General features: G+C 50.0%; 7 protein-coding genes. 1 reads left to right on the forward strand and 6 read right to left on the reverse strand.

Annotated features, from left to right (window positions below; genetic code table 11):
- Position 1: 1 nt before the first annotated feature.
- On the forward strand, positions 2-2,281 hold the full coding sequence (locus tag EKM94_RS00510; RefSeq protein ID WP_125595863.1) for a transglycosylase domain-containing protein: 2,280 nt from the start codon (positions 2-4) through the stop codon (positions 2,279-2,281).
- A 271-nt stretch (positions 2,282-2,552) separates the two neighbouring features.
- On the opposite strand, the gene EKM94_RS00515 is transcribed toward EKM94_RS00510, so the two are convergent.
- The 6 genes from EKM94_RS00515 to EKM94_RS00540 form a co-directional block, all read right to left on the reverse strand.
- On the reverse strand, positions 2,553-3,737 hold the full coding sequence (locus tag EKM94_RS00515) for an MFS transporter (RefSeq protein WP_125595866.1): 1,185 nt from the start codon (positions 3,735-3,737) through the stop codon (positions 2,553-2,555).
- 171 nt (positions 3,738-3,908) lie between these two features.
- Positions 3,909-6,935 carry a non-ribosomal peptide synthetase gene (locus EKM94_RS00520; RefSeq protein WP_125595869.1) on the reverse strand — a complete coding sequence of 1,009 codons (3,027 nt, stop codon included), beginning with the start codon at positions 6,933-6,935 and terminating at the stop codon, positions 3,909-3,911.
- Positions 6,936-7,760: 825 nt separating this feature from the next.
- The gene (nth, locus tag EKM94_RS00525; RefSeq protein ID WP_125595872.1) at positions 7,761-8,411 is read right to left on the reverse strand and encodes an endonuclease III; all 651 of its coding nucleotides are present in this window, start codon (positions 8,409-8,411) and stop codon (positions 7,761-7,763) included.
- Positions 8,412-8,548: 137 nt separating this feature from the next.
- Positions 8,549-9,169 carry a DnaD domain-containing protein gene (locus EKM94_RS00530; protein WP_125595875.1) on the reverse strand — a complete coding sequence of 207 codons (621 nt, stop codon included), beginning with the start codon at positions 9,167-9,169 and terminating at the stop codon, positions 8,549-8,551.
- A 55-nt stretch (positions 9,170-9,224) separates the two neighbouring features.
- On the reverse strand, positions 9,225-10,523 hold the full coding sequence (gene asnS / locus EKM94_RS00535) for an asparagine--tRNA ligase (RefSeq protein ID WP_125595878.1): 1,299 nt from the start codon (positions 10,521-10,523) through the stop codon (positions 9,225-9,227).
- Between the two features lie 48 nt (positions 10,524-10,571).
- Positions 10,572-11,048 (reverse strand): cell wall elongation regulator TseB-like domain-containing protein, encoded by a 477-nt coding sequence (locus EKM94_RS00540; RefSeq protein WP_125595881.1) that lies wholly within the window; start codon positions 11,046-11,048, stop codon positions 10,572-10,574.
- Positions 11,049-11,201: the final 153 nt, after the last annotated feature.

Below are 11,201 nucleotides of genomic sequence, written 5' to 3' on the forward strand. Positions count from 1 at the left end.
TATGGCGCAACAAAATAAAGCAATGACTCGCGAGGCGCGGAAAGCTGCGCAAACACGGAACAAACGCTCGAAGAAGCCAATTAAGAAGAAAAAGCCACTGTGGCGGCGGATCATCAAATGGTTCCTTTGGCTGATCGTGGCGGGCACCGTTTTTGGTGTCGGGCTGTTCGCCTACTATGCGAAGGATGCACCAGCATTATCCGCCAGTAAATTGGAAAGCGGCCAAAGTTTGACCATCTATGCCGCCGATGCCAAAACAGTTCTGACGAAGCTAGGTAGCGAGAATCGGACCAATGTGAAGAGCACCGCGATCCCGCAACAACTGAAGGACGCGGTCGTCTCGATCGAGGACCGCCGTTTCTACAATGAGCCGTTTTGGATCGATCCGATTCGAATTGCTTCTTCGGCTTTTTATAACTTGACGCACCCGAATAGTGATCCCCAAGGTGGGAGCACCTTGACTCAGCAGCTGGTCAAACTGACTTACTTCTCCACCAAGAAGTCTGATCAAACCTTGCGGCGTAAAGCCCAAGAAGCTTGGCTGGCAATGCAAGTGGAACGGCACTTTTCCAAGGAGCAGATTCTGGAGTACTATATCAACGCGGTTTATGAGGCCAATGGGATCTATGGCATGGGAACTGCGGCGACCTACTATTATGGCAAGGATCTGGACAAACTGACTATTGCCCAGACGGCACTGATCGCCGGGATCCCCAACTCCCCGAATAATTACGATCCTTATGTGCACCCCGAAGCGGCGAAAAACCGGCGTGATCTGGTCATTCAAGCGATGGCTGACAATGGCAAGATCTCGGCCAGTGAAGCAGCTACCGCCAAGGCGACCGCCATCGATACTGGTTTACAGGCGAAAGCAGCGGCGGCCGGATCCAATGACAATGCGCTGGTCGCCGACGCGTACATCCAGGAAGTCATCAAGGCAATCAAGAGCAAGGGCTATGACCCCTACCGCGACAATTTGTCTGTGGTGACCAACTTGGATTTACCAACGCAAAAGTATCTTTATCAATTGGTCAATGGGACACAGATTGCCTTCCCAGATGATTTGTTCCAAACTGGGGTCACGATCACCGATCCCAATAACGGCAATGTGATCGCGATGATCGGTAATCGTAAGGTCGGCAATGTGCAAATGGCGCTGAACCGAGCGACACAAACCGATCGCAGCAACGGCTCAACGATCAAACCACTTTTGGATTACGCGCCGGCCTTTGAATATCTCGACTGGTCCACCGCCCAAAAGGTTGAGGATACCCCTTATACCTACCCAGGCACCAATATTAGTTTGATGGACTGGGACCGTAAGTATCTAGGCACGATGACTTTGCGGCAGGCACTGGCCGTTTCCCGGAATATCCCTGCTGTCCGGACGCTGGAAGAAGTCGGCTTGACCAAGGCCAGCCAATTCGTCAGCAATCTAGGAATCAAGATTCCTAGTAGCGCTGGCTTATCCGTCGGGATCGGGGCGAATATTTCCACCCTGCAAGTGGCTTCCGCTTACAACGCGTTTGCCAATGGTGGGACCTATTACAAACCGCAGTACATCAAGAAAATCACCACCGCTGACAAAATCGAACACGATTACACCGACAGCAACGAAGGCACGCGGGCGATGAAGGCTTCCACGGCGTACATGATCACCGATGTGTTGAAGGACGTGATCACCAATGGCAGCGCGACCAGCACCGCCATTTCCGGCCTTTACCAAGCTGGCAAAACCGGGACCACCGGCTATACAGATAAAGAAATCGCCAAGAATGCGGCCTTGAACAATACGGTCAAGGATTCTTGGTTCGCTGGTTATACCAAGCATTACTCGATCGCGGTCTGGACCGGCTACGACAAGGCCAATCAACACGGGGTGGCCAATCAAACGATTGCCCAGTTGATTTACCGCTACATGATGGTTTACCTCAGCCAAAAAGTCAGCAACTCGGATTGGACCATGCCTAGTAGTGTCGTCAGCCAAGGCGGCGAATTGTATGTCAAAGGTTCTGAGCCTGACAGCGCGACCGATGATCAAACGGATGAATCATCCTCAGAGAGTAGTAGTTCCAGTTCCAGTGAAAGTTCGACGAGTAGTAGCGCAATCGATCAGGAGCAACCTGGAAACGGTGAATCTTCGTCCAGTAGCACCACGACCACCCCGACCGAACCTGGCGGCAACGATTCCAGCTCCAGTAGCAGTTCCCCAACAACAGGTGGCGGCAATGGCGGTGACACCGAATCGCCAGGAACTGGCAGCAGTAGCACGACGCAATAATCAGTCTCACCTTAAACAGCAGTCTAGTCACTTTCGTAGTGACTGGTCGGCTGTTTTTTTAAACGTGCTCACCTTGATAAGTACGCAATCTGGCAGGTTTTTGCCGTCACAAAAAAATACCGAATCAAAAATCCCAAGATTTCTGATTCGGTATTTCTATTTTAGCGTTTCTATTTTAGCATTTCTATTTAAGTGTTTCTATTTCATAAGACACTTTAGTTCTCCTCAACCCATCGGCGCCAGCCGGTTGGTGTGGCCCATGAGAAGTGGCTTAGTGACTGCTCTTTCGCCAGATTTTCTCGTAACTCATCCCGATGAGCGCCGTGACGCAAATGCCCAAGCCGGCAAACAGGAAGCCCCATTTGGCCCGAATCGAAACGAACTCGGAGAACATCCAAGTGCCCACCGGCATGAACAAGACCGCCACCGTAAAGACGGCGCTAAAAACCCGGCCTTGAATTTCATCATTCACGCTCATTTGTAAAATACTAAAGAACTGGACGTTATAGATCGTCAAGCAGATTTCAAAAATCGCGTTGGCGATGATCGTGCCGACAAGATTGGGTGACAGGGCCATCAAAACAATAAACACACCACTGGCGGCCAACCAGCTCAGTAACGAAAAGACACTGATTCTTTTCCTGATTTTATTGGACATGAACGCGCCAATGATCGAGCCGATCGCCCCCGAACTGAGGAGCATGGCATAGGCTTTATTGTCCATAAAGATATTTCCGCCAAAGGGCAACAGATAATTATAGCCAGCCAAAAACAAATTGATCAGCGCCGAAACGATCAGCAGTAGTCGGACAGTCGCATCATGAAGCACATATTTGAGCCCATCGAAAATACTAACAAGAATGCCAGGGCGTTTGCCAACCCGAGACGTGTTTGGATCACGGGCGACAATGAAACTGTTGAGTAAGGCGCTGATGAAAAATGAAACCCCATCGATCAACAACGCGCCGCGAACGCCAACGAGTTTTACCAAGGGTAACGCCAGCACGGGCACACTAACATTGATGATTTGGATCGCCGTTTCCATATTGGCGTTGAAATTTAGGATATCATCCTTTTTCATAACTAGAGGAATGATCGATTTATACGCCGGACTGGAGAAAGCGCCAATGAGCGCCAAGAATGAATTAACCACGATCATGCCTAAAGCCATGGTGGCGGTTTGATTGAACAACGAGATGATGATACAGGCGCATCCGCTCAAGACGTTGGCCACGACGATCAACTTTTTCCGATTCGCTTTATCGGCCACCGCCCCGCCGAATAAATTAAAGATGATCGAGACGACTGATTGGACCGATTGGTATAAGGCCACGTACTTTGCGGCCATACCGGCGCTAAGTCCCGCCATCCAAGTGACGTTGCCATAATCGAACAGCACGTCCCCGATCTTGGAAATACTTCGACTTGAAAATAAATATCTTTTATTCTTATTCATCCCTGATCAGATCCATTCACTTCGATTCGCGGATCAAGGCACGCCAATGATCAAGTCTGGACCGAACGCCACGATTGCCCTGGCTTGATCCGCCGGCGGAGTTGCCCCGTTGACTTGATGTTGGTCGTCAATCACCACGCTTCGTTATTCTTACTACCAAAATTTTCATTATCACTGTAAGCCTCTGTTATTGAAAATCGCTAACATGCCCTTATTTTCCACCGCAGTCACATACACCCGCGGATCACTGGCGTTCAATCGTTTCTGAATCGTCACCACATCCCGCCTGAATGCTTCAAGCTCCTGATGCGTCACGCGACCTAAGAAGTTCACCACCACCAGATCCGCGGCGCTGACGATGGCCTTGATTTGATTGCGGTCTGGGTCATTCTGAAAGGCATCATCCTCTAAAATCGAAGAATGCCGGAAATTCTCAGTGGCAAACAAGTTCAGGACGCGCTGTGCTCTGGCTTTAAACGCCGCGTAAGTATCTGTCTGATAGTAGGGAAATGACATACTAACATGCAGATCACCCACGGTTTTGTTAAAGGTGAATCCCGGGAGGTTGCGAATATTCATAATGGTGCGCACGGCCACCGCACTTTGGTCAAGCAGAGGTAAAAGCCGCTGGCCGACCAGATAGGCGGTCTGAATCGTCGCATCCACGCTATCCACAAAGGTGAAATCTTTTTCGACGAGGCAACTGTCGATGCCACCTAGATCGGCCAACACCGCTTCATGATGAGCCACCGCGCAGTTCTTTAACGCTTGCATGTACCAATTGTTCAAGGTGGCGTCGGGATCGGTATTGTTCTGCCGGATCAATGCGCAATAATCTTGATAAGGTGGCACCGCAACTAAGGGGTGGTCGCCGGGGCTGAGAAGCAAACTAAGCCGATCACGGATCGCCGTCAAGCTTGGCGCGTCGGCCACGGTATGATCGAACAACCCCACCACATCGGTATGGGTGTCATAGACCAGAATCATCCAGACAGCCAAGAAACCTTGATGGTAGCGGGCATAAAACAGCTCATCTTCATAGTTCGCGATCACGAAGTCATTGAATCGCGGCGCGTCCCCTTGGACTCTGATCACCGGGATCTTCAAATCGGCGGGCACCGCGTAATCTTCGAAAAGTAATTTGCCGTGCCGCTTGACAATTTTCGCGTAAAGCAGTGTGTTCTCCTGCATCAACTGGCGAATCGCCTGTTCGATCGCGGCGACACTGGCATTGTCATTGGCTTTAAAAACAAACGGCAAGGTGTTCTTGGCAAATTTATCGTAATAAAACCGCTGTAAGTAAAGCGCCTCATAAGTGGCCTGCTTAACCAGCTCGTTCGGCGCGAATAAGAAGGCGCCTACCTGCTTGCTGAGACTTGCGATGGCTTGATCATTGTTTGACGTGACCCCGCGCGCGAGTTCGGTCCCAGCGTTGGGTGCCGTCGAATTGGATTCGCGCTGAATTTGCCTGATCAGTTTCTCCGCGGTGCGCAACTGATACACCTGGTCGACGCTGATCGCTACGCCAAAGGTCGTTTCAATTTCGGTCAATAAGCCGATCGTATCCAGCGAATCCGCGCCGGCACGGAAGAAATCGGTCTGGGCGTCAAACTGTTGCTTAGTCTTACTAGCAAGTACCCGTTGCATCAAGCCGACCAAAATTTCGGTGCTCTGATCCGTGGCCGCTGGTGTTGCGGCGTTAGTGGCCGCGGCTGGTTGGAATAGCTGCTTCAGTTGTTTGCGATCAACTTTATTACTGGCGTTCAAAGGAAGTTGCGCCAGCACGCGAATGTCACTGGGGATCATGTAGCGGGGCATCCGACTGATCAGACGTTTCTGCAATGCCGGCACATCTAAAGCTTGATTGGCAGCGGTGACGACCGCGGAAATCGTGGCGCCATCACTGAAAACCACCGCGTCAGTGATCTCCTGGTCCTCGGAAATCCGGGATTCAATTTCGCCCAATTCCACTCGGATCCCATTGATTTGGACCTGCTGATCGTTACGCCCATGGAAGATGATCTGGCTATTTTCCTGGCTGACCAGGTCACCTGTCCGAAATGATCTGACGCCAGCAACATCACGGAATCTTTTTTTATTTTCAGCTTGGTTGTTCAGATAGCCGTGGGCAATTCCTTGGCCGGATAAAACCAATTCGCCGACGCCACTCGCGTTCGGATGTTCGATTTGATAATGGCAACCTGCCAATGGTTGACCAATCGGAATATTGGTGCCATAATCGTTGCCCTTGACCAACTCGTAAGCCGTGGCGTAAACGGTCGCCTCGGTGGGACCGTATAAGTTGATCAACCTGAAATCCCAGTCGTTGCGGTTCCAGGCCTTGGCTAGTTCCGGCTTGAAAGCTTCACCGGCCACCATCATGCATTTCATGTGGGCGAAAAGCCGCCGCAACTGCTCCTCACGATAAACCTTGATCATATTGAGTAAGCTAGAGGGCGAAACCGCCATATGGGTGACGTGGTTGGCGTAAGCCACGTCGGGGAAACGCTTGAACTCGGCATACTCCGAACTATCATAGACCAATATTTTCGGATCGAGGGTAAAAGCGTAGATCTCACTGACCGCCACATCAAAGGTATAAGGCGTGCTAAAGCAAACCACATCGTCGGGTTCATATTGGGCAATTGTTTTTAAATTATGCAAAATATAACTAACATTGCCTGCGCTGACGGCACATCCTTTGGGCACGCCGGTACTGCCTGAGGTGAACAAGACGTACAACTCTTCATCCGGTTGATAGAGGTGATGATCAGCGGCGTCTGCGGGTACCAGCATCATCGGCGACTGATCAAGAACGATCTGGGCCAATCCGGCCAAACGAGGATCGTCTTCCTCAGCGGTAATGACGAACTTCGTCTGACAGGCCGCGGCGATTTTAGCGATATCCGCCGCTGTGGCACCATGACGCACGGGTACATAGCTATAACCCAGCTTCAACACCGCCAAAACACTGACAATGATTTTGTATGAATGGGGCAAGTACAGCAGGATCCGCGCCTTTTCACCGGCGACCTGACGTTGAAGGCTGGCGGCCAGGGTGACAACCTCCTGGCACATCTGCCGATAGTTTATTTGTTGGGATGCCGTTAAGATCATGATTTCGTCAGGGGAATTGGCAACCTTAGCGCTAAATTCTCCGAACACATCAATTGTTGGCCCCGTCTTTATTTTTTTCATTTCATTGATTGCCAAATCAGACCCATTCTTGGCCCGCTTGGTTTCCTCCTCTTCTCCATCATTGTCAAAACTTGAACTGGTCGCGCCCCTTCAATTATCCGGTCGGGGATGCCCTTCCCCGTTGAAACGCGTTGATCATCACCAAACTGAACAAATTCTGATCCGGAATTGACCGCGTTCACGGCCGCGTCAATGCTGATTTGTTTGAACGCCCGCTCCCAATCGAGCGCCAGTTCCGAACTTTATTTCACAAGTGATTGATAAGATAATAAAATAAAATTAGAATGAAGTCAACCTCTTTTAATGATTCTTTTATCTGGCAGCGAATTTACGTTGAATAATATCTCGGTATGAATATTATTTCCGTTAGATTGATGCTCAAGATACGAACGAGAACTATCCAAATAAGTTAGGATTGTTTGTTGGAATCAGTGAACCAACGCGGTTAAAACAGGAATATCGTTTTTTGACACCAGCACCTCTCAGTACTAGTTCTGCTATCCTTGGCTGAAACACGGATTTGATTATCCAAATAAATGTATTTTTAATATTTCAAAAAAGCTCTCATAAAATGAAAATTATTTTTTCCACCACCGATGATTGGGCAGCGCCAGGCAAGCACCGCCAGCTGATGACGTGACCACCAATGCGCCTAGGCCCGTGACCTTCTGATTATCAGAGCCAAATTAAAAAGGCCCGGACCAAGAAATTCGTTGAATTTCTCGGTCCGGACCCTTTATTTGATTCGGCCAATGATCCTTATTTTCCCTTATCGCTCGCTGAAGGACGCCGTTAGCTTTTGCCTGGAGTGTCGCGGGGCCAAATTCAGCCCAAGTTAGCCAGATAGCTTTGGCCAAACGCGCAAATATCGAACAGCGGACAGGTTTGGCAGGCAGGCTTTTGGGCGTGACAGATTTCCCGACCAAAGTAAATCATTGCGTGGTGGCCATGGATCCACTCCGATTCAGGCAAGGCGCTGGTGATCCGGGTCTCGACTTGGCGCACACTGTCGGTTTCCGCGGCGATGGCCAACCGCTTGCTGACGCGAGTCACGTGGGTATCCACCGCAAACGCGGGAATCCCAAAGGCATCGCCTAAAACAACATTGGCGGATTTACGGCCCACGCCTGGCAGGGTCACCAGTTCGGCCCGCGTTTGGGGCACTTGGCCGCCAAAGTCACTTAGGAGTTTGCGACCCAACGCGACTAAATATTTGGCTTTATTGTGATAGAGTCCGATCGTTTTGATGTAAGGTTCGACTTCCGCCGGGGTGGCCGCGGCTAAGGCAGCGGCGTCCGGAAAACGCGCAAACAAAGCCGGAGTCGCCTTATTCACCGAGACATCCGTGGCCTGAGCGCTGAGTAAAACCGAAACCACTTTCTGAAACGGCGTGCGCGCGTCTAAGCTGGGCACGGCGTTGGGATATAAAGCAATGATCCGTTCAATGGCCAGACGAGTCTCGTCTTTTGATAACATTTTCCCATCCCTTTCATCTTGATGCCGGCACAACGATGGCGAAGTCCCCCATTACCACCGCCGCAGGGCCAACAAGCTTGCTAAGTCAATGGACCCCTTTGTCGACACTAAAGAACGACCGCCAAAACTGGCTGAAGCTAATTGAATTTAGCTTTATACTTCTGGAGGTCGGTAGCGTTGGTAATGTGCCGCTTTTGCCAATCCAATAGAATCCGATCGATGTAGCGAAGTGACCGCGCGTCGCTAAGCACGGCCTCACGCAAGGCCAAGCGGATCAGATCCACACTGTAACGGTCGCGATTAAGCCAGTTGTCGATGGTTTCCATTTCGAATGGGGATAAGGTGCGACCAAATTCCACTTGAAATTCTTTGTAGAGTTTGCTGATCTCGGCTTGTTCCGCTTGAAATGTTTGGACCGCTTGTTGCTGATCACGTAATTGGGCGACTCGTTGAAAGAATGGCGCCACGCTATACTGATCGCGGTGCTGCTCTTGATACGTATCAGTCGTCACACTGATGAAATGTTGTTGCGTCAGTTGAGATAGAACTTGGTAAACCTCCCCCACCGGCTTTTTGACAACTAAGGCCAGTTGATCCGGACTAGGAAACTTCTCATCCCGCTGGCTATATTTAACGATTTGTAGAAAAATTGCCAACTGATGATCGTTCATACCAAGTTCGGCATAGTGATCTAAAATCAAGTTGGCAATTACCGTGTAAGAGGTTCCGACCAAATCGTTGATAGTAAATTCAGTCATTTGATCACGGTTCCTTTTTTAAAATAGTGGCGAAATTGCCGCCTGCGCTGGTTGCTTACGGTTCGATCCGATTGATCATCCGAGGGAACGGAATCGCCTCACGCAGGTGATCTAACTTGCAGATCCAAGTGATCGCCCGTTCAAAACCTAAGCCGAAGCCGGAATGAGGGGTGCTGCCGTATTTGCGTAAATCTAAATACCAATCGTAATCAGATTCCTTCAGACCAGCGTCCAAGATTCGTTGCTTTAAGACCTCGTAGTCCGTTTCCCGCTCGGAGCCGCCGATGATCTCGCCGTAACCTTCAGGCGCTAACAAATCCGCGCATAAATAAACGTCATCACGATCAGGCGCCTTCTTCATGTAAAACGGTTTGATCGCCACGGGGTAGTTGAGAACAAAGACGGGTTGGTCAAATTGATCGGATAAGAAGGTCTCGTCCGGCGCGCCAAAATCATCGCCCCATTTAATATCCGTGCCATGATCTTGCAACATCTTGACCGCTTCATCATAGCTGATCCGCGGATAAGGCAACTTGGTATATTTCTTCAGAACTTCCGGATCGCGACCTAATAAATGTAACTCGTAGTCACAATTATCCAACACGCTTTGCACCAGATAGGCAATATACTTCTCTTGGACCGCCAAGCTTTCCTCTTGGTGCGTGAAAGCCATTTCCGGTTCGATCATCCAAAATTCAGTCAAGTGCCGCCGAGTCTTTGATTTCTCCGCCCGGAAAGTTGGGCCAAAGGAGAAGACCTTGCCAAACGCCTGCGCGCCAGCTTCCATGTAAAGTTGACCACTTTGGCTCAAGTAAGCGTCATGATCGAAGTAATCGATCTGGAAGAGTTCGGTTGTCCCTTCTGGCGCCGAGCCAGTTAGAATTGGGGGATCGATCTTGATGAATCCTTCTTGATTGAAGAATTCATAGGTAGCCCGAATCATTTCATTGCGAATCTGCATGATTGCGAAGGGCCGCTTCGACCGCAGCCAGAGGTGACGGTGATCCAATAGAAATTCGATCCCATGATCTTTCGGTGTGATGGGATAATCGTTGCTTTCGCCAATGATCTCAATATCGCTGACTTCGATCTCATAACCGAAATGCGAACGGGTATCTTGATGGATCGTGCCGGTGACCCAGAAACTTGTTTCCTGATGCATCTCTTTGGCCGCTTCGAAGACTTCCGGCGCGACATTATTCTTGACGATCACCCCTTGGAAAAAGGCGCTCCCGTCACGTAATTGCAGAAAGGCGATTTTTCCGCTGGAGCGTTTGTCTGTTAGCCAAACGCCAATTTTAACTTCTTCGTCAACGTGATCTTTAGCCTCGTCGATGCGAATGATTTGTACCATCTTAAAAACTCCCAACTTTTATTTAATCTTGCTTCAACCCATTACAAATTATAAGTTATCGATCAAATCGACTGTCTTGCCCGTATAGAAATCAACCAGGCGATAGCTGAGTCGCCCATTACGTTTCTTCGTCGCGACTTCCCAAACTGGTTCGCCCGCATCGATGCCTAAATTGATCCCATAGATTTTCTGTGGAGCTTGTTGCGTTTGGACCTGCGCTCGGACAGCTGCCTGGGTCAACCCCCGGCGTGCCGCCAGCACCTTGATCTTACCGGTTTTGCCATTGACGATCACGTAGGTCAGCTGGTCTTTCTGATTATAGCCAGCCACCGCATAATAAGTCTGCTGGCGGTGATAAATCATAAAGTCAGTGGTGCGCGTCAAATTCCCGGCCTTCTTAGCAATGGCTTCTGTTTGCCGTTGCGCGCTGATCCGCGGCATCATGGTCGCCAAATACAGACCCACCAGTAAAACCACGGCTGCCAGAACACTGATCCAAATCGTGCGTTTGCGCCGTCGCGTCATCGTGGTTCACTCCTTTGAAAAAGTCCCGCCTCGCCGCCTCAGCCAGTTGCACCTTCCCGATCAGCTCCAGAAAGGTGGCTGGTATTGAGCAGCCAAGGGTCACTGAAATTATTATAGCAAAAAAACCCGGCTTTGGAACGTTAAGTCGGTAAA

The sequence above is a fragment of the Lapidilactobacillus achengensis genome (assembly GCF_003946655.1).
GTDB lineage: Bacteria > Bacillota > Bacilli > Lactobacillales > Lactobacillaceae > Lapidilactobacillus > Lapidilactobacillus achengensis.